This window comes from Sphingobacterium sp. UBA1897, assembly GCF_002337775.1.
In the GTDB taxonomy this organism is placed as follows: Bacteria; Bacteroidota; Bacteroidia; order Sphingobacteriales; family Sphingobacteriaceae; genus Sphingobacterium; species Sphingobacterium siyangense.
Genome location: NZ_DDGR01000030.1, coordinates 1 through 21,467 on the forward strand (window position 1 = coordinate 1; position 21,467 = coordinate 21,467).

Sequence of the window (21,467 nt, forward strand, 5' to 3'; positions counted from 1 at the left end):
ACAAACGGGCGCAGCTTAAACCGTCTACATTGGCAATCAAACGCAACTCAATGTATTCTTAGAAAATCAAAACCAAGCACTGGAAGAGGTTGTGGTTATTGGTTACGGTACGCAAAAGAAAGCGGATCTGACAGGATCGATCAGCTCCTTGAAATCATCCGATATCACAAAGCAACCTGCCATGTCGGCGATGCAATCCATCCAAGGTAAAGCTGCTGGTTTAAATATTATCGCAAGTGAAGCTCCGGGTTCCTCTCCAAATGTTATTATAAGGGGACTGGGTACAGCGCTAGGCGGGAGAAATCCACTCTATATTGTCGACGGAATTGCACAAACAGATATTAATAATATCAACCCATCAGATATTGAATCTATGGATGTTTTGAAGGATGCATCCTCTGCATCTATTTACGGTCTTCGGGCTGCAAATGGTGTTATTATCGTGACCACGAAGAAAGGTAAAACCGGAACTCTTAGTATTAATTATGAAAGTTATGCTGGATTAAAGACCGTCCTGAATAAAGTAAAAATGGCGAATGCTTCTCAATTTTCGCAGTATGCAAATGAATACTGGGCTTCCACTGGCGAAAAATTTAGTTTAGCTCCCCAACAAACCTACGATACGGATTGGTACGACGAACTATTAAAAACGGGTTCGGTTTTCAACAATGCTGTAAATATTTCCGGCGGTACCGAAAAAATTGACTATTTTGTATCGGCCAACAATTTTACGGAAAACGGTATTTTAGATGGCTCGAAATATGTTCGAAATACCATACGAAACAATAATGTATACAAATTTCTAAATAACCGTCTGAAATTTAGTCAAAATCTAAATTTAACGTTAACAAACTCTACACCAAAACCTTACAGTGCATTTAATACGGCATACCGACAAGCCCCTATAATGCCTATTCGTTACGACAATGGTAGATACGCAACGGGCTACTATAATCAAACTACGGGACTGGGCGGTTTAACTGGCGCTCCTAACGATATTATGGCCAAATTAAATGATGAAGGCAATCCATTATACGAGGTTCTTCGCCAAAATGAAAAAATAAATACACTTCGTCTTCAAGGTAGCTTCGAAGGAGAATTTAAAATCACCGATTATCTAAAAGTGAATTCACGTATTGGTGGAAATAAATTTTATTCTAAACAACGTGTTTTTACAAATATAAAAGACCGTTGGTTAAATGCTAATCCACAGAAAACTGACCAAGACTTCGCAGCAAATAAGGCAGCATCTTCCGATGACATTCAGTTTGCCAACAACAGTTTGAATTACGTTGATCTAGAACAGTTCCGTTGGTCATGGGAAAACTTTTTAACATTTAACAAGAGTTTTGACAAACATCATATCGAAGCGGTATTAGGTATGTCCCGCGAAAAGTATGACATCAATAGTATGAGCAGTATGACGGGTTACGATGTTCCGGAAAAAGAGCAATATTGGAATATCAATCTCGCGAATAGTACCCAAGGTGCAGATTACGACCGTATTGCCCTTCAGACTTATTATACCCCGCGTGCATTGGCGTCTTATTTCGGGCGTGTTCAATATAATTACGATAGTAAATACTATTTGACAGCAACATTACGCCGTGATGGTTCTAGTGTATTTCGTAATACAGGCAAATACTGGGGCACATTCCCCTCCGTAGGATTAGGCTGGACAGTAACCAACGAAGATTTTATGAAGGATGCCACTTGGATCAATCTCTTGAAAGTACGCGGAAACTGGGGAAAACTTGGTAACCAAGATATTCCACTCAATGTTTCCACAATTTTACAAAGCCCAGAAAGTTCCAACTACAATTATGTATTTGGCCCAGAACAAAACATGGTGTTTGGTAGTGCCTATGGGACCCCTGCTAAAAATTTAAGCTGGGAGGTCACAGAGGAAACTGGCGCCGGACTGGATTTCGCATTTTTTAACAACCAACTTTCAGGTTCCATAGACTATTATCATAAGATGAATACCAATGCGATCTTGTTGGTTACACCGACATATACTTCTGCTTATGAAGAAAAATTTTATGACCATGGAGCAAAAATTCTGAATCAGGGGGTTGAGCTTGCTTTAAACTGGAATAAATCAATCTCCCCGGATTTCAGCTATACCGTAGGTATAAATTATGCCTACAACAAAAATACTGTTAAGGAAGTAAAAGCTGCTTATGATGGCGATCAAGGTGGTAGTTTGAACAATGGCGAATTAACAAAACAGCTCCGGGTAGGTCAGCCTATTTATGGCTGGTGGATGTATGAAACAAACGGCGTATTCCAGGATGACAACGATGTAAAAAATTATCCATCAAACGGTCCCGCCAGGCCAGGATATCTGAAATTTAAAGATCAGAATGAGGATGGTATCATTGACACCCGTGATCGTGTTTTCTTTGGTTCATTCTTACCTTCTTCCACTTACGGGATTAATTTAGGGATCAACTATAAAGCGATAGATTTTAATTTATCTGGATATGGGGTTTCTGGCAACAAAGTATACAATGGATTAAAAAGTGCGCGCATGAACGCCGGTCAAAATGTTGACCTAGAGACTTTTGAAAACCGCTGGACACCAGAGAACCATACGAATGCACACCCCGGAGCAGATAGGTCATATTTACCTTCCAACTATTACTTAGAGTCAGGTAGTTATTTCCGTATCAACAATATAACTGTAGGTTATACATTTAATAATTTATATAGTTCAAAATCTAAATTGAGGTTGTATGTAACAGCTCAAAATCCTTTTATGTTTACGAAGTATAGCGGCTTCTCTCCTGAACTGGCCGGAGATGGAAGCCCAAATCTAACATCCGGGATAGAGCTCTCAGCTTATCCAACCACACGTAATTTCCTTTTTGGACTTAACATGCAATTTTAATCACCTTAGTTTTGAAGACAATGAAAATTAACAAACTTTATATAGCAATTCTTCTTAGTGGGGGCATTGCGCTACAGTCTTGTAAAGACAATAGTTTTCTTGATGTTCCGTCAAAAGAACGTGTAGAAGCCGAAGATAGCGAAACTGTCAATACACCCGAACAATTCGTTAACGGCGTCTATGGCATGTTTACTGATTGGGATTACGCTTTTTCTTTTTTAGGCATAACAGAAATGATTTCTGACAACGCAGATAAAGGTAGTTCAGCAACCGACGCAGGAGGAGACAAATTATTATTAGACAATCTGACTTACACATCTACTGCAGGTTCATTCAAATCGATGTGGATCCGCTGGTACAAATCAATAGGAAGAGCAACACAGGCAATTGAATATACCGAGAAATTTGGTTTAACAGACGAAACCTATAAAAACAGATTGATTGCTGAAGCCCGTTTTTTGCGTGCCCTGAACTATTTTTATCTTGTGCGCGGATGGGGTGATATTCCTATACAGGACCGTGATTTGATAAAACGAGAACCAGCATCTGAAGTATACGCCTATATTGAAGCTGATCTACAATTCGCTATTGATAACTTACCTGTCAAATCTGCTTATGCAGCAAAAGATTTGGGCAGGGCAACCAAAGGCGCTGCGCAGGGGTTGCTATCGAAGGTATATTTATACCAAAATAAATGGCAACAAGCTGCTGATATGGCAAAAGCTGTTATTAATTCTGGGGGCTATAGCTTAGAAACTGATTATGCAAAAATCTGGCGATTAGAAGGGGAAAATGGTCCTGAATCGCTCTTTGAATGGCAGGCCCGAGGTAGTTCAATTGCCCATGGTATTCAGCAATATAGTCAAGTGCAAGCGCCTCGTGGAGGAGCAGTCAATTTAGGCTGGGGTTTTAATATCCCAAGTCAAAATTTATTGGATGCATTCAATGCCGAAAAAGATAATATCCGCCGTGATGCAACAATTATTTTCAGGGGTGAAACACTGTACGATGGTCGTCTGATTGACAATGGTGTAGAAAATCCGATGTATAATGAAAAAGCGTATTCTTCTGCGAACGGCGGAGCCGGTGACACAGATAAAAACGTACGCTATCTCCGTCTAGGTGAAATTTATCTTATCCTGGCCGAAGCCGCAAATGAGGTTGGCAATAGCAGCGAAGCACTGAATGCACTGAATACTGTCCGTACACGGGTAAAATTAGCCAACGTAACGACAACAGACCAAGCGCAGCTCCGTCAATTGATCTGGAAGGAAAGACGCCTTGAATTAGCATTTGAGCATGACCGATGGTTCGATCTCATCCGTACAAAACAGGCAAAAACAGCCATGGCTGCCAATGGAAAAACGTTCCAGGATAAAATGATGCTTTTCCCGATTCCGGAAGATCAACGTATCCAAACGCCAGAAATGCCGCAAAATACCGGTTGGTAACTATATAAGTAAAATAACTCCGTTCAAACGACCTATGGTCGTTTGAACATTTTTTTAAGAATTAAACAACATATCCATGAGAAAACGAATAGCATATCCAGCACTTAGCGGTATCGCTTTGGCGCTTATTCTCAGCAGTTCGTGCCAAAACGCTACTAATAGCAGTCCAGACAGTCCCTCAAAGATTGATTCAACCGATGGAAGCAAAATCAATGAAGATTCGCTATTAACAACTATTCAGCAACATACATTTCAATATTTTTGGGAAGGTGCCGAACCTACTTCCGGTCTCGCCAGGGAACGCATCCATATGGATGGTGTTTACCCTCAAAATGACCGTAATGTCGTGACCATAGGTGGTAGTGGCTTCGGGCTCATGGGTATGATTGTCGCCATGGAACGTGGGTTTATCAGTCAGGAACAAGGTGTTCAAAAGCTGGATCACATCATGGATTATCTAAGCAAAATCGAACGGTTTAAAGGAGCCTGGGCACACTGGTACGATGGAGAACTGGGTACAGCGAAACCCTTTAGTGAAAAAGATAATGGCGGTGACATCGTTGAAACTGCATTTTTAGCCCAAGGCCTAATCGCCATTCGGGAATATCTAAAAGACAAAGGTGATTCTGCCCAACTCGTTGCCCAAAAAGCAGATAAACTATGGAAAGAAATCAATTGGAATCATTACACAAATGGACAAAATGTTATTTATTGGCATTGGAGTCCTAAATTTAACTTCCAGCAAAATCACCCCGTCAGAGGATACGATGAATGTCTGATTACCTATATTTTAGCAGCCTCCTCACCTACCTACCCTATTGCACCACAAGTGTATCATGAGGGCTGGGCAAGATCTGGGGCCATTAAAAGCTCCGCTAAAAAATACGATATTCCACTCGTACTGAAGCACAATGCCAAAGAAGGTGAAGTGGGGCCGCTATTCTGGGAACATTACTCCTATTTAGGATTGAGTCCCAAAGGATTAAAAGACCAATATGCAGATTATTGGGAAGCGACAAGCAACCATGCCAAGATAAATTTGGCTTATGCAGATCTAAACCCAAAAGGTTATAAAGGTTATGGTTCGGATAAAGGGTGGGGCTGGACAGCCAGCTATTCCATTAACGGCTACGATGCACATCACCCAGACAACGACCCTGGTGTGATCTCGCCTACAGCAGCTTTGTCTTCCATGCCCTACACCCCACATGAAAGCATCCAGTTTGCGCAATACCTAGACAAACAACTCGGCAATAAAGTCTGGGGTAAATATGGCTACTATGATGCCTACAGTGAAACGGCAAATTGGTATCCACAACGTTATCTAGCCATCGATCAGGGGCCTATTATTGTCATGATCGAAAACTATAGAACAGGTAAAATCTGGGAGCTATTTATGCAGGCCCCAGAAATTCAACAAGGACTAAAGAAACTCGGTTTTACAAGTCCTTATTTAAAATAGTGGTCTGTGGAATCATTTTCAATCCGTCACACGTTGAGAATGGTTCCTTCCACGAAAACAACAGGACATCCCATAAAAGAGCGTCAAGAGTCATCTTGAGCGCTTTACATAAACTTACCATGTAGCGAGGAAAGCAAAATCCATGCGCACAAAAAAATAATACGATGAAAAAAGTAGTAGGTACTTTCCTTCTTGCATTGATCGCCTGGCATACAAGTCCAGCGCAATCCAATCAGAAAATGGACACGTTCATTAATCAGCTTATGGCTAAGATGACTGTCGAGGAAAAGATTGGACAACTTAATTTGGTCACCGGTGGTGAAGCGACGACCGGAACCACAGTATCCACGGGAGTAGAAGCGAAAATTAAAAATGGTCAAATCGGTGGGATTTTCAGCATGAGTACACCAGCGAAAATCCGCAAAACACAGGAAATAGCGATCAAGCAATCCCGGTTAAAAATACCCATCATCTTTGGGATGGATGTTATTCACGGGTATCGTACGGTGTTCCCAATTCCTTTAGGTCTTGCCGCTACCTGGGACATGAACCTGATTCAACAATCTGCACGTATAGCAGCCGAAGAAGCGACCGCCGATGGAATTAATTGGGCATTTTCGCCCATGGTAGATATCTCGCGCGATCCACGCTGGGGTCGTATTTCCGAAGGTGCAGGTGAAGATACCTATCTAAGCTCTCGGGTAGCCGAAGCCATCGTCCATGGCTTCCAGGGGGATAACCTGGCAGCACACAACACCATGATGGCCTGTGTTAAACATTTCGCCTTATATGGTGCCGCTGAAGGTGGCCGTGACTACAATAGCACAGATATGAGCCTCCACCGCATGTACAATGAATATTTACCGCCTTACAAAGCGGCATTAGATGCTGGAGCGGGAAGTATTATGACTTCTTTTAATGATATCAATGGAGTCCCTGCCTCGGCAAACAAATGGTTAATGACTGATGTCTTACGCAAGCAATGGGGCTTTAAAGGATTGGTCGTAACCGATTACACTGCTGTAAACGAATTAACAGCACACGGTCTTGGTGATCTCCAGCAGGTCTCTGCTTTAAGCCTGAATGCTGGCGTTGATATGGATATGGTCGGTGAAGGATTTCTGACGACGTTAAAAAAATCTTTGGATGCTGGAAAAGTCAAAATTGCAGATATTGACAGGGCTTGCCGTTTTGTTTTGGAGGCAAAGTATAAATTAGGCTTATTTGACGATCCTTATCGCTATTGTGACGAAAAACGTGCAAAAACTGTGATCGGATCGGCTGCCAATCATGCCAAAGCCCGGGAAATTGCAGCAAAGTCATTTGTTTTGTTGAAAAACGAAAACCAAGTGCTTCCATTAAAAAAAACAGGAACAGTTGCTGTCATTGGCCCATTAGCCAATTCAGGTCCAAATATGCCCGGAACCTGGAGTGTCAGTGCTGAATTGGACAAAACAGCCTCTTTAGTTGAGGGAATGAAGGCCGTGTTAGGCAACAAAGTAAATATTCTCACCCATCTCGGAAGTAATCTGTTGGAGGATCCGATTTACCAAAACCACGCAACCATGTTCGGCCGTACCATCGCACGCGATTCCCGAAAAGAAGAAGAGATCATTGCTGATGCCCTGAAAGTTGCCCAACAATCCGACGTCGTTGTGGCAGCACTTGGTGAAGCGTCTGAAATGTCAGGTGAAAGCTCCAGTCGCTCAGAACTGGATATTCCGAAAAATCAACAAAATCTGTTAAAAGCACTATTAGCAACAGGAAAACCAGTTGTACTGGTACTGTTTACAGGTAGGCCGCTAACGCTCACCTGGGAAGATGCTCACGTACCCGCAATATTAAACGTTTGGTTTGGCGGAACGGAAACAGGAAAAGCAGTAGCCGATGTTTTATTTGGGGATGTCGTTCCTTCAGGAAAGATTACGGCCACTTTCCCACGCAATGTTGGTCAGATTCCGATCTATTATGCACACAAAAATACCGGCAGACCTTATGGAAACTCGGGTGATTTTGAAAAATTCAAATCAAATTACCTGGATGTAAGCAATTCCCCGCTCTACCCTTTTGGTTACGGATTAAGTTATACAACTTTTACCTATAGTGACATCCGTCTTGACCGCAACACAATCGACGATAAAGGTACTCTTCAGGCAAGTATCGACATCAGTAATACAGGAAATTATGATGCGGAAGAAACGGTGCAACTCTATATCCAGGACTTAGTTGGCTCTGTCACTCGTCCCGTAAAAGAATTAAAAGGGTTTCAAAAAATATTCCTCAAAAAAGGAGAACAAAAAACCGTAAACTTTAACATCAAAGTAGACGATCTTAAATTCTTCGACAACAACCTCAATTATGTTGCCGAACCAGGGAATTTCAAAGTCTATATTGGTCCGAACAGTCGCGATGTAAAAGAAAAAGAATTTGAATTGCTTTAAATCTATTGCAACTGTATAAAAAACAAGGCGGACCTTAGGAAATAAGGTCCGCCTTGTTTATGTTAGGCTGTCGTTACGCCTACCTATTTCATATTCCCATCAAAGCTTTCAAACAATACGCGCAATTCCGCCGCTTTTTCTGGATAATCCTTTAAAATATTTGTTCTTTCGCTCGGATCCCAGGCAATGTTATGTAATTCTTCAATAGCATCATAGGGTTTGCCCGAAATCTGATTGACTCCCCCTGCTACCCGCCGATACTTCCAGTCACCTGACCGAACAGCCTCAACATGTCCATAATTCACTAAAAATATCGGTCTGTGTGCTGTTTTTAAATCTTCCGATTTCCCATTCAACAAAGAATCGATAGCTTGGCCATCAATGGATTTCTTCGGCAAGGATGCACCAGTCCATTTGGCTATCGTAGGCAACACATCCAAGTTGCTTATTGCCTGCCGAATAACTTTTCCTTCTTGTGCATAGCCTTTGCCATAAACAATGAAAGGCACACGAACACCACCTTCTGTTGTTTCGGCTTTCGAACCTTTGAAGACTCCAGCAGTACCCACATGCCAATTTTTTGTGGCATGATCATCAGACATCCGCGATGGATAGGATATCCAGGGACCATTGTCACTTGAAAAAATCAAAATGGTGTTATCGGCAAGGCCTTTTCGTTCAACCGTTTTCCAGAGCTCCGAAAAATTATGATCTAACTCCTGCATCACCGCACCAAGTGGGCCTGCATTTTGCTGATCTGCAAATCGGTTCTTTTTGTTGGCAAATGCCAAAGGAAGATGCGGGAAATTATGCGCATAGTATAAAAAGAATGGATGATCTTTATCTTGGTCTTCTATGAACTTCACTGTTTCTTTGTGATAAAGTGAGCTCAGGTCCGAATCATCAGGCGCAACGACTTCAGGTTTCCGATTCCTAAAGATCTTAATGACAGAGTCTGTTTTTACATAAGGATCGCGATAATCATGGCTATACAGCATGCCATAAAAAGAATCGAAGCCTTGTTGATTAGGATGATGGTAAGTCTGTTTATCCCCTAAATGCCATTTCCCGATTAACGCAGTTCTATAGCCTACCTTTTTTAATAATTCGGCAATCGTTTCCTCATCGTCAGGCAAGCCTAAATTTGACCCTGGACCGATCGGTGCAGGAAGATTATAACGGGAAGCATATCTTCCGGTTAATAAAGAAGCTCTTGACGGTGTACACGAGGGCGTAGAAACCATAAAGTTTGTTGCTCTCACGCCCTTACTGGCGATCGAGTCCAAAAAAGGGGTTGAGATATTCGGACTTCCATAACAACCAATGTCGCTATAACCAAGATCATCGGTCAGAATCAAGATAATATTAGGCTTTTTTTGCTGGGCATTGGCAAAAGCCACCAGTAAAAATAAAGCCATAGAGGTCATAAGTTTAGTGTATCGCATCATATTTGTATGAGTTAATTGGAATCGTGTCACAAGATAACAATTTTTACCAATTTGGATTCTGTTTTAGATTCGGATTGAGGTTAATTTCCCGTTGTGGGATGGGCCAGAGATAATGCTTTTTCGCATCAAAAACACGGCTTTCGGAGGCTGCTTCAACGACAACTGCCTCTCCGTTATTATTTTGATAGGTGATGCCATACACTTTACCAGGAACTACCTTTTCAGCAGTTTTCCATCGTCTTATATCCGCGAGATGCAATCCCTCAAATGCCAGTTCCACCGTACGCTCGCGACGAACCAACTGGCGAAGTTGTTCCTGATTTACTTGATTACTTATTATTGGAAGTTTTACATCAGTGCGCGAATTTCTAATTTGGTTAATGGCATCGTAAACACTGCCATCAATTTCGCCGAGCTCAATCTTTGCTTCCGCATAGGTCAATAATATTTCGGCATAACGCAGTAGCATGATATTCAACCCACTTTTTGAGGGGTTTGCCAAATCTTTTTTATCGATATATTTCTTTATATTGAAACCTGTTGTGGAAGCAATATAGGTACTCCCCACAGCATCAGCAGTACCACTATTGGGTGCAGGACGAAAAATAGCTCCATTTGGAAGCGGATCGCCATCCAAAAAAATTGACAAAGCAAGCCTCGGGTCGCGATTTTCAGAGGGATTTTTGGGATCATAACCACTATTGGCATCCGTAATTACCAACCCACTGGAAGTCTCGTAACTATCTGTCAAGGCTTTGGTAGGCACATAGGTACTTTGCCCATTTTGCTGGCTATAGGGGGCTAAGAGGTTAAAAACACTTTGTGTGTATATATTTTCCAAAAATTGCTTATCCAACAGCACCTCTTTATTATTTTCAGCCGCATACGTAAACAGATTTGCATACAGGGGGTAAAGCTCAAATCGTTTGCTATCGATAATCGTTTTTGCGGCTTTTGCTGCTGCTGCAAATCTCCCTGCATATAAATCTGACCGTGCTTTCAGGCCCAATGCGGCCCAACGGGTTATGCGCCCGATATCGTTACTGGAGTAGCTTTCAGGCAAACTTGCCGCAGCCAGTTCTAATTCAGTGTCAATAAAATCGTAAATTTCTTTAAGGTCAGCGCGTTGTACCGCCCTTCCCTCTTCCAAGGTCAGCGGCGCTTTTACCAAAGGTACCCCGCCAAATAAATAGGCCAATTTGATATATTGATAGGCTCTTAACACACGAGCCTCGCCGATAAATCTGGCGATTAGTGCTTCATCCCGGCTGCCCTCGATTTTACCAACATTCGCCAAAAAGTAATTGGCCGCACCGATTCCTTTATAGGCACTACTCCAGGTATTGTACAATCGGGAGCTTGAAGCGTCGTAGGTACCAAGCTCGATATACGCATCCACAGCGAAAGGCTGATTGACATGCGCTATGTCCGTCAATGCATCTGAATAGAAGATTTCCGCTCCGTCAAGATCATTGTAGAGCGCATTTGCAGCAAGCTCCGCATCTGCTTGACTCTTCCAAAATATATTCTCCGACAGACGATCAGTTGGTACGGCATCCAACAGATTCTTATCACAGCCCATCAGCATAAGCGAAAACAGTCCGAAACTGAAAATCCAGTTTCCTCTTTGATATAGATATTTGTAAAAATTCATGAGTTTTTAATTAAATAGTATAGTAACAATCACACTACAGGGTCAAATTCACACCCAGTGTATAAAGTCCAGTTTGCGGATAATATACTGCTCGACCAGATTCCGCTTCGGGATCCAAATTCCATTCGTTCAATTTTGAAATTGTCCATAAATTTGTCGCGGATAGGTATACCCGTAGTTTGTTGATTGCTGTCTTTCCGATTGCATTTAGGGGTATTGTATACCCAACCTGTATATTTTTCAAACGCAGATAAGAACCATCGACCACTAAACGGTCCGACGTTGCAACATTGCGCAAATCATATTTGACCACACGTGGAAAGCGTGCATCGGTATGTGTTGGTGTCCAATAATTGCCTGTAAATATTTCATGTGTAAATCCTTCCTGATTTCCCATCTCCGCCAATGCACCGGACAATCGCGTATCGACTTTCGCTGCTCCTTGAAAAAGGAGATCAAGATCAAAATTTTTAAAACTGAAACTCCCATTAATTCCGAAGGTATATTTGGGAAAGGAATTCCCGATGGCGGCCATGTCATTTGCATTGATTATACCGTCGCCATTCAAATCCACATATTTCACATCTCCAGGTTTCGTATTGGTGGCATACGTAGCACCATAAGCTTTAATTTCCTCCGCAGACTGAAAGATACCGTCGGTCTTATATCCCCAAAGGGTATTGATCGGGAGCCCTTTGGCAATGATATACCTTGGGTCAATATCCGACCCCGCGATATAGGGTCCTGTACCTTTTAAATCTGTTACTTCATTATGGTTGATACTAAAATTTGCATTTAATTGATAAGCAAAAGCCCCAGGAGCGCTTGGTCTTTGCTGATAATTTGCACTGAATTCCCAGCCACGATTCAGTACCGTACCAGCATTTTGGGGTGAAGGTTTTAATCCCAAAACGGCGGGAATATCCAGATTCAGTAAAATATCGTCGGTAACCTTGTTATAATAATCCAAGGTAAACGTCAAGCGATTGTTTAGGAAAGCGGCATCCAAACCCAAGTCATACTGTGTCGTAGACTCCCAACCCAATTGCTGATTGGCATAACTGTCCAGCCGATACCCCTGTACAGATTTACCCCCAAAATCATATCCTGCTGCAATTAAGGCCGAATAATAACTATACAAGTCGACAGATTGGTTTCCCGTCTTTCCCCAGGAAGCACGCAACTTGAATTCGTTCAACCAATTCCCTATGGGTTTCCAAAACTCTTCCTTGGATAGTAGCCATCCAGCTGATGCCGAAGGGAAAAAACCGTATTGTTTGTCTCCCGTAAAACGGGATGAACCATCATAGCGGCCATTCACTTCAAGCAGGTACTTGCCCTTCCAATCGTAGTTTATCCGACCAAAAAAAGAACGCAAGCCATACTGCACATCATAACCGCTATTATTTTTTGTAGCGTCGTCAGCGCCCTGTCCAATAGAGGTAATGTCATTGTTGTAGAATCGTTCGCGATAGGCCGTAAGATAATTTTGGTAATTGTGAATCTGTGAATACCCAGCTAATGCCTTGATATGATTTGGCCCGGTCGTCAACTGATAGGTCAACAGGTTGTTCCATGTATACTCGCTGCTATTATCACGAATTTCGGTTAACGAATTGATCGGAAAACTCTTTACTATCCCTGTATTTCGGTCTTTATTGTCAAAAGCGTTCAAAAAGGTTTTGCTGTTGTTGAAGTTTACCCTAACACCAAATTGGGAAGTAAACAACAAATTTTTCACTAATTGAATGTCCGTTTTAACGATGGAGCTTAGGTAGTTTTCATTTACCTTTTTAAAACCACTTTTTTCAATCAACATTAAAGGATTATTTCCTTGCGTACTTAATCCGTAGGTACCATCATCATATTTAGGCACCACCCACATCGAGCCATGGAGAAAGTTATTGATCGGATCACGTCCGGGCTCGGCGGCTTTGCTATATCGGTAGTTTATACTTCCCGTAAAATTAAGCCAAGAGGTTGCTTTGTAATCGTTGTTTAGCCGGATATCCGCCAATTCAGCACCATAATGCTCAATAATACCATCCTGCTTGTTATAACGAACGGCCAATCTGGAGCGCAGGATCTCATTTCCACCAGCGAATGACAAGGCATGATCTTGTTGAGGAGCTGTTTTCAACAGCGTGTCAAACCATGTATTCGGTAAAGGATATTTTTCACGATCAGTTGCCGTTTGGTAGGCCGTAATGGATTCGTCACTAAATCGCGCTGGTACCGCCAGTCCCGCATTACGGTAGGCGTCCTGTTGCAATTGGAGGTAGGATACGGCATCCATCTGCTTGGGCTTATTAATTGATTTCTGTAAAGCGTAATAGCCATTATAATCAATCACAACATGTCCGGATTTTGCACTTTTGGTGGTTACAATAATTACACCGTTGGTCGCGCGTGATCCATATATCGCCGTGGAAGCCGCATCCTTTAGGACTGAAATTGAGGCAATATCATTGGGGTTTAACTTGGACCAGGGTTGTTCAATTCCATCCACGATGACCAAAGCATTATTCTTGCTGAGATCATATCCACTGGTGCTGCTCGAATTGGTATTAAATGTAGTCAGTCCTCTGATTCGAATATTGGCAGCTGATTGTCCTGGTTTTCCACCAAGGTCTTGCACAGTTACCCCCGGCAATAGGCCCTGTAAAGCTTGCTGCGTATTAGAAACCGGTCTTTTCGTCAGTTTATCACCATCAATACTGGCGACTGAATTGGTCAACGAGATTTTTTTCTGCGTTCCATAGCCAACAACGACCACCTCATCAAGGTCCTGTGTAACTGGATCCAATTCAATTTTCGTGGGAGATTCGGAAACTAACACGGTCTTTTTTTTGTAACCAATGCGCGAGAGTGTAATCGAAAAGGGTAATTTCTGTCCCGTTACAATTTGAAAAAAACCTTTTTGATCGCTCGTAACAGCATGAGTTACGGCTTCGAGTTGAATGGTTACGCCTTCAAGAGGTTGTTTAAGCTGGCTATCATATACATATCCCGATAAGGATGCATTGATAATCGGTCTGACATCTGTTTGTGCATATACCTGATGCCCAACGCCAGATAATAGTAAACATAGCGACAAGGTAGAATACCGGAGTACCCTAAAATTTTTCATAGATAAAGTGTTAATGGTGAATACGAACAAGTGCCAACGCCAATCGAAAACTTGTTTTTATTTTGAAGACATGAGGGGAAGCGAGCGCCTCCCCTGCTGTCAGTTTGAGAAAAGATAAGGGAAATTATCCTATATGGCACATTCGCATCTTTCTTACATCTGGGGATTTAGCCTTCAAAGACTTTGCAGTAATACTTACGAAAAATGTGCTTTTACTAATATTGATATGTTCCATAATAATGTGTTAATTCGCCACGCTGAAAAGTAATACATGTTTTCATTCGCGACCTGTTATCTTCTCACAAATATAGAAGTAATTTTAATATAATCTACTAATTCTATAGATTTTATTAAAAGAAATAAATAGGATATGCAGCGGGGCTATAAAAGCGAGCTGGCAGGCTTAAAAGATTGTCGATTAGGGATAAGCAAGAAGATTCTATTGTAGTGTTTCTAAATAGGTTTTAATCAGCAGTATTCCTTCATCATGAAGTACAGTAGTCCCCTTTTGAGGCATATGCATCTCTCCCAATGTAGACATCCGTCCAATAATCTTAGCTTGTTTTAACCAAATCCCAGTTTCATTCAACGGGCTTTCATACCTCAGATCCAGCATGGTCATATAGGCCGTTCCTTTAGGGTTGTGACAATGGGCGCAATTGATCTCGAGATAAGCTCGGGCACGATTTGCAGTCGATTGACCAATATCCTCATAACCGGGCAAACTATTGGAAACTTTGAACGATTTCAGATCGAGTGCCTCCATCTGAGTCAACCAGACCAATTGCTGGATACTGTCACCATCGTGAACGATTATCCGGTTTAGATTTCTGATCTTCGGACCTATCGGGAGCAAATGATTTCCTTGTCGATGGCATGCCATACAATCCTTTCGGGAAGGAATAATATAATTTGTTTGTCGCTCAACACCTTTGTTGTCCAAAAAGGAGACATGCACGGAAGCACTGTCCATCAACAGAAAAGCTTCCTCTTGGGCCGCATTCCATTGATAGGTAGCTGCGTTCCACTGTCCGTCTTTATGAATCAAAAGCCGCGTTTCAAGCAGCCGCTGTCTCGAGTCCCCTACCGCATCTCTCGGAGGATAAAAAAAAGTTTTGGCAATGATGGTACCATCGGGGAAGCTGGGCAAACCATCGTCTGCGGCGATCATTTTTCGTCCCTTAGGAAGAAAGATGACACGCTTTTTATCGGTATAGTCTGTAAATAGGGCCGAAGCTAATTCATAAGAGACCCCCTGGTCATTTGGAACAAGATCAGCAATTTTGCCCTTGAATAAATTGTAATCAGATAATTTATCCCGAAACACAATATTATCTTTAGCGACTGTTCCCCGGCCCGTATTATTCAGTATAATAAAAAGTATGGGTATCAATAAAACACCCATCAAAATTAGCACTTTCTTCATTTCCCTAATGCTCTTCTACCCTTCCGCCGTTATCTTAAATTCGGACGAAGATAAGATAAAAAAGAGATTACAGCGGTGGATGCCTTGTGTTGATTTTCAGATTTTACACTTAGGACAGAAAACAATAAAAAACCAGCTATTTTATCAAAAAATAAAACAGTTTCATGGATATATACGCAAATAAAATGGCTATATTTAACTGTCTTTTAACCAAAACTTCGGCTACATGGAAGATATGATTCTCTATAATCGACTTCAGTTCGCATTTACAATTACATTCCATTATTTATTCCCTCAATTGACCATGGGTTTATCCTTAATGATCGTCTATTTCAAATGGAAATTTCTGCAAACAAAAAATGAAGACTACAACCATGCTTCCAAGTTTTGGATGAAAATCTTTGCGCTAAATTTCACCATGGGCGTTGTAACAGGCATTCCCATGGAATTTCAGTTTGGCACCAACTGGGCCAAATTTTCTGAACTTACGGGCGGTATTATCGGACAGACCTTAGCCATGGAAGGTATGTTTTCCTTTTTCCTGGAATCTTCATTTCTGGGGATGTTTCTTTTTGGAGAAAAGTTGCTGGGGCATAAGCTCCATTTTTTATCCGGACTCATGGTCTTTATTGGATCTTGGGCCAGTGGTTTCCTGATTATCGCCACGCATTCCTGGATGCAGCATCCTGTTGGGTATGAGATTCTTGAAAACGGCAAATTTGTACTGAACAATTTTAGTGCATTATTCAGTAATCCATGGTTATGGCCATCTTATCTACATAATCAAGCCGCTTCATTGGTGACCAGCTCGTTTTTCGTTGCTTCTATTGGAGCCTTCTATCTGTTAAGTGACAGGCATAGTAAGTTTGGAAAGATATTCGTTAAAAGCGGTGTTATTTTTGGCGCTATTTCCTCCGTTATGCTGGCGTTTCCTACAGGAGACCTTGCAGCCAAAAACGTAGTCAAATATCAGCCAGCAGCCTTTGCTGGCATGGAGGGAATTTTCAAAACTGAGAAAGGCGGATCAGAGATTATTCTGATCGGTCAACCGGACATGGAAAACAAAAAATTGGACAATAAGATAGCCGTACCGAATGTATTGAGCTTCCTGACCTACCAGCGTTGGGATGCAGAAATTAAAGGATTAAATGAATTTGACCAATCTTTACATCCAACTAACGTGCCCGGACTGTATTACAGTTATCACATCATGGTAGGTTTGGGTACCATATTCATTGGCATTATGGTCCTTGGAGCACTACTGCTTTGGCGGAACAGGTTGTATCAAACGAAATGGTTGTTGTGGATCATTATGTTTATGATTCCTTTCCCCTACATCGCGAATACTGCAGGCTGGTATACGGCGGAACTGGGACGACAACCTTGGCTAGTTTATAATCTCATGCGTATGGTAGACGGTGTATCCCCTACCGTATCTTCTGGAAATACATTATTTACCTTTCTCGGCTTCGTCGGTTTATACATTCTTTTGGGTTTGTTATTTCTGATGTTAGTCTTGAAGATCATTAGAAAAGGGCCTGAAACGACAGTTGCATTAACCTAATTAGCTATGGAAATATTCTGGTTTATCGTATTAACTTTCATGCTGGGAATTTATATCGTACTCGATGGGTACGATTTTGGGGCGGGAATCGTCCATCTATTCTTTGCTAAATCCGAACAGGAGAAAAAAGCTGTTACTAACGCGATTGGGCCGTTTTGGGATGCCAATGAAGTTTGGCTCATCGCTTCGGGTGGTGTCCTATTCTTTGCTTTCCCAACACTTTATGCCTCCTCTTTCAGTGGATTTTACTTGCCGCTCATGCTGGTATTATGGTTGCTTATTTTTAGAGCGATAAGTCTTGAACTCAGAGGTCAGGTTCACCATCGTCTTTGGGAGGCTTTATGGGATAAAGCTTTTGGTCTAGCAAGCCTGTTGCTGGCACTTTTCTTTGGCGCTGCCCTAGGCAATGTCGTTCGCGGAGTAAACCTAGGTATGGTAGAAAATGGTGTATCGACCCAAGAGCCACATTATTTCTTTTTAGCGCTTTGGAATCCGACATTTGACCCATTAGCCCAACATCAAGGCATTATAGACTGGTTCACCATCATATTAGGTTTAGTTGCCGTCGTTACATTAACAATCCACGGTGCAGGCTGGGTCATTCTGAAAACATCCAGCACACTAAATACCAGATTAAAGAATATTGTTTTTAAACTCAACTTTGTCTTGCTTATTCTCGTCCTACTATCGGCCTATGTATGGCATTATGTGAAACCCATTTCCTTAAACAATCTTCAAAATCATTATTGGCTGTGGATATTTCCTTTGATTGCTGCCGTTGGATTACTTGGACAATTTTGGATCAAAACTTTTAAGAAAGATGGTATTGGCTTCCTATTTTCATCCCTGTTTATACTGGGGAGTTTTGCCACGACCGTTGCTTCCATGTTCCCTATATTATTGCCTTCAACGAATGACGTAAATCCTTCCTTGACGATTCAAAATGCTGCAGCACATGAATATGGTCTTTCAGTAGGTTTAGGCTGGTTTATGTTTGCAGCAATTCTGGTGGTTGCCTATTTTATTATCCAATTTAGGGTCTTCAAAGGTAAGCTTGATGACGTCGGTTACGGTGAACACTAAGGGCGGTCTCTATTCGAGTCCCAACAACTTATGTTTCATCGCAAGCTGTACAAGTTCAATCATATTTTTAACTTTAAATTTAGTTAGGAGATTGCGCCGATGCGTCTCCACAGTAACTGGACTTAAAAATAACTGCTCGGCAATCTGGTTTGTAGTAAGTCCATTGGAGATCAACGTCAAAATCTCTTTTTCACGCTGTGTAAGCCTGGGTAGACTGCTGATCGTAGAAATTGCACCACGATAAAGTTCTTTTGCCCGATCACAAATTGCTTCTTTGCCATCCAATCCGAGCTGTACACAGCCCAGGAATTCTTCGTTGCTAACATCCTTTAAGATATAGCCATTTCCACCTGCCTGCATAAACTGAACAATAAGGTTACCATTGGCCAAATTACTCAATGCAACAATAGGAATCATAGGAAACAGTTTCCTCACCTGAGTACAGACATCCACTCCATTTGTCTTCAACAGCTGCATATCCATAAGTAGGAGATCCGCTTTCGTGACCTTTAAAAATTCAATTAACGTAATTTCTTCCAAAAAGGGATATACAAGATACCCATCCTGATTATTGAGAAAAGAGGCAACACCTTCCAACAATAAAGGATGATCGTCTAACACTGCAATTATCTTCATGACTCAGCCTATTTAAACAGTTACACCAATTTCGATTTGAGTTCCGGATCCAAGTTTACTCTGAATATCAATTGATCCATTGATCCATTTCACTCTATTGACCATATTATTTAAACCCAATCCATAATTTAACACAGCGGAATCAAAGCCTTTGCCGTTATCCTCTACGAGGATATGCAGTACTTCGTCCGATTTACTCACCTGAACGATAATCGTATCTGCGTTTGCATACTTTAATGCATTTGAAATAGCCTCTTGAACAATTCGATATATGGCCAATCCTTTTTGAAAATCCACATTCAATTCAGGTTCATAGTTTTCAAATTGGATCGAAACATGACTATTTTTCATTGCCAGACACAATTGCTCCAATGCTGCTATCAATCCAAACTGACGCAACGATTCGGGCATTAGATTATGGGATATCCGCCTTACTTCGCCTAAGATGTCGTTCAACTTCTGCGGCACTTCATCAGTCAAGAGTGTACCCTTTGCTACATCGCCGGCAATCTTAAATTTTAAACCTGTTAACATACCTCCTATGCTATCGTGCAGATCTTGGGCTATACGCTGACGCTCCTGCTGCTCCCCCTTGAGCATAGATTCCGAAATTTGTAGCTGTTTTTCCTTTTCCAATTTGTCCAACACAATTTCGTGGTTGAGCTGAATCTGTGTATTGAGCTTCCGTTGTTTTCGATAGAAAAAAGCAACAAAAAGCACAATACAAAAAAGCAAAACGGCAATACCCAAAACGAGAAAAATCCGAAATTGGTTGCGATCCTTTTCTGCGCGTAGATTCAAAATTTCTTTTTCTTTTTCAACGGTCTTATATTTCGTCTCCATCTCATTCATTTTTTCCAGCAATTGGACCTTCTGAATGCTATCGGATAGTTTATTTGCCATATTGGACATCTTTAGCGCATCCTGATAATTACCCATAAGCTCATCCACACCCGCCAGTTGACTGTACACAATTTTACTGTTGTAAAGATCTCGCGTTAATAATCCATTTTTCACGATTTCCTCCAACTGCAGTTTAGCATCAGCATACTTTTTCTGTAAGAGATACACATTAAACTTTCTGAACCGCATCATCTGGAATAATTTCCAATTGTTCATTTTCACCGACCAATCCAAACCGATATCCAACAGGCGAAGGGCTTCATCAGTCTGTTGCTTTGTGGTAAAATAAAGCGCTTCATTGTAATAGTAGTTGGGTAATTGGGAAGAATTCGGGTAATCGTTCAGGAGCTGTTTGACTTTGTCCAACAGTACTCTTGCTTCTTTGGATTTCACCTGATAGCAATAATTACTGACTGTATTGAGATAAGCCACCACAAGTGCGGCACTCGGCGGTTGCTGCTCGAGCTGCTTTATGGCCAATTGATGGTATTCATCAGCTTTTGCAAGCTGATTGGACGACATAAACGTCATGCCGATCATCGTATTTATACTACCTTCCATGATGGGATCATGTGCTTTCGCATAAGGCAAGCACTTCCCGTTAAGAATATCCAGAAAATCAGCAAATCCTTTTTTAGGAAATCGAATTAAGCCCAGATTATACCAAGCTTTGGCCAAAAGCCCCTGCTGAAAAGGCTTTTGCGCATTTCCAAGGAGGTCTACACATCGTTGGGCTTCAACTCCTGCATTTTTACTATCCAGAAATTGCCCATAATAAAAGCTTTTGTAAAGTGCCCCCATCGCCTGTAAGCTCCGGAACGGTTTGGCTAGCCGCTCCCCCTGTCGCATATGATCCCAAAATTTGGTCGTATCTCTAAATCTATAGTAATCTGCCAAATAAAAATGCTGCATTGCTTTCACACTGTCCTCCGAACTCGATAGCAATAACTTTTCCGCATCAGATCGATATTTATTTTCATCCAATGGCAAAAAACTCTGTGCAGCTACAGCGTGTACAGTAAAGTATACTATAAAAAAGGCAATTATCTTCGTTAACTCTTTCAACTGAAACATCATTAATCCAATATCTTAATCATTTAAACAATTAAACTAAATGGGGCCTTTTCAGCCAATGGTTTCATAATATGTGACAAGAAAGTCTTATGGTGGTCAAAGACTTCTCTCTACCTCTAAATTTGCCGTCGATGAGGCTTCTTCAAAGTCGACAATAGAACATATAGGTCGGAAAACCGCATAATCAAATGGCGGGTCCAAAAAACAAAGATATATCTCCGCGATGAATTGCTAAAGATATTCTTCTACTTTTTTAAATTAATTGTCCAGACTAAAACATCTCTCGTTGATAAAAAAGCCTC

General features: G+C 41.5%; 12 protein-coding genes. 6 read left to right on the forward strand and 6 right to left on the reverse strand.

Annotation, left to right across the window (positions count from 1 at the left end):
* The first annotated feature begins 28 nt into the window (after nt 1–28).
* From B4N43_RS20565 to bglX, 4 genes are all read left to right on the forward strand, one after another.
* Nucleotides 29–2,893 carry a SusC/RagA family TonB-linked outer membrane protein gene (locus B4N43_RS20565; RefSeq protein WP_286736056.1) on the forward strand — a complete coding sequence of 955 codons (2,865 nt, stop codon included), beginning with the start codon at nt 29–31 and terminating at the stop codon, nt 2,891–2,893.
* Between the two features lie 20 nt (nt 2,894–2,913).
* The gene (locus B4N43_RS20570) at nt 2,914–4,344 is read left to right on the forward strand and encodes a RagB/SusD family nutrient uptake outer membrane protein (protein WP_075991878.1); all 1,431 of its coding nucleotides are present in this window, start codon (nt 2,914–2,916) and stop codon (nt 4,342–4,344) included.
* Nucleotides 4,345–4,420: 76 nt separating this feature from the next.
* Nucleotides 4,421–5,806 carry a glucoamylase family protein gene (locus tag B4N43_RS20575; protein ID WP_286736047.1) on the forward strand — a complete coding sequence of 462 codons (1,386 nt, stop codon included), beginning with the start codon at nt 4,421–4,423 and terminating at the stop codon, nt 5,804–5,806.
* A gap of 164 nt (nt 5,807–5,970) precedes the next feature.
* On the forward strand, nt 5,971–8,247 hold the full coding sequence (gene bglX, locus B4N43_RS20580; protein WP_286736048.1) for a beta-glucosidase BglX: 2,277 nt from the start codon (nt 5,971–5,973) through the stop codon (nt 8,245–8,247).
* Nucleotides 8,248–8,330: 83 nt separating this feature from the next.
* On the opposite strand, the gene B4N43_RS20585 is transcribed toward bglX, so the two are convergent.
* The 4 genes from B4N43_RS20585 to B4N43_RS20600 all read right to left on the reverse strand — a co-directional run bounded on the left by B4N43_RS20585 (nt 8,331) and on the right by B4N43_RS20600 (nt 15,905).
* A complete protein-coding gene (locus B4N43_RS20585; RefSeq protein ID WP_286736049.1) occupies nt 8,331–9,665 on the reverse strand; it encodes a sulfatase-like hydrolase/transferase in 1,335 nt (444 codons plus the stop codon).
* Between the two features lie 73 nt (nt 9,666–9,738).
* A complete protein-coding gene (locus tag B4N43_RS20590) occupies nt 9,739–11,349 on the reverse strand; it encodes a RagB/SusD family nutrient uptake outer membrane protein (protein WP_286736050.1) in 1,611 nt (536 codons plus the stop codon).
* Between the two features lie 34 nt (nt 11,350–11,383).
* Nucleotides 11,384–14,479 (reverse strand): SusC/RagA family TonB-linked outer membrane protein, encoded by a 3,096-nt coding sequence (locus B4N43_RS20595; RefSeq protein WP_286736051.1) that lies wholly within the window; start codon nt 14,477–14,479, stop codon nt 11,384–11,386.
* Nucleotides 14,480–14,918: 439 nt separating this feature from the next.
* On the reverse strand, nt 14,919–15,905 hold the full coding sequence (locus tag B4N43_RS20600) for a hypothetical protein (protein WP_286736052.1): 987 nt from the start codon (nt 15,903–15,905) through the stop codon (nt 14,919–14,921).
* A 226-nt stretch (nt 15,906–16,131) separates the two neighbouring features.
* On the opposite strand from B4N43_RS20600, the gene B4N43_RS20605 reads away from it, so the two are divergent.
* Both B4N43_RS20605 and cydB read left to right on the forward strand, forming a co-directional pair.
* Nucleotides 16,132–17,469 (forward strand): cytochrome ubiquinol oxidase subunit I, encoded by a 1,338-nt coding sequence (locus tag B4N43_RS20605; protein WP_075991874.1) that lies wholly within the window; start codon nt 16,132–16,134, stop codon nt 17,467–17,469.
* Nucleotides 17,470–17,475: 6 nt separating this feature from the next.
* A complete protein-coding gene (cydB, locus tag B4N43_RS20610; RefSeq protein WP_145329483.1) occupies nt 17,476–18,552 on the forward strand; it encodes a cytochrome d ubiquinol oxidase subunit II in 1,077 nt (358 codons plus the stop codon).
* A gap of 9 nt (nt 18,553–18,561) precedes the next feature.
* Here the strand turns inward: cydB and B4N43_RS20615 are convergent, their stop codons facing one another.
* Nucleotides 18,562–19,188, reverse strand: a complete 627-nt coding sequence (locus B4N43_RS20615) for a response regulator transcription factor (RefSeq protein WP_286736053.1) — start codon at nt 19,186–19,188, stop codon at nt 18,562–18,564.
* Nucleotides 19,189–19,200: 12 nt separating this feature from the next.
* On the reverse strand, nt 19,201–21,168 hold the full coding sequence (locus tag B4N43_RS20620; RefSeq protein ID WP_286736055.1) for a sensor histidine kinase: 1,968 nt from the start codon (nt 21,166–21,168) through the stop codon (nt 19,201–19,203).
* Between the last annotated feature and the right edge of the window lie 299 nt (nt 21,169–21,467).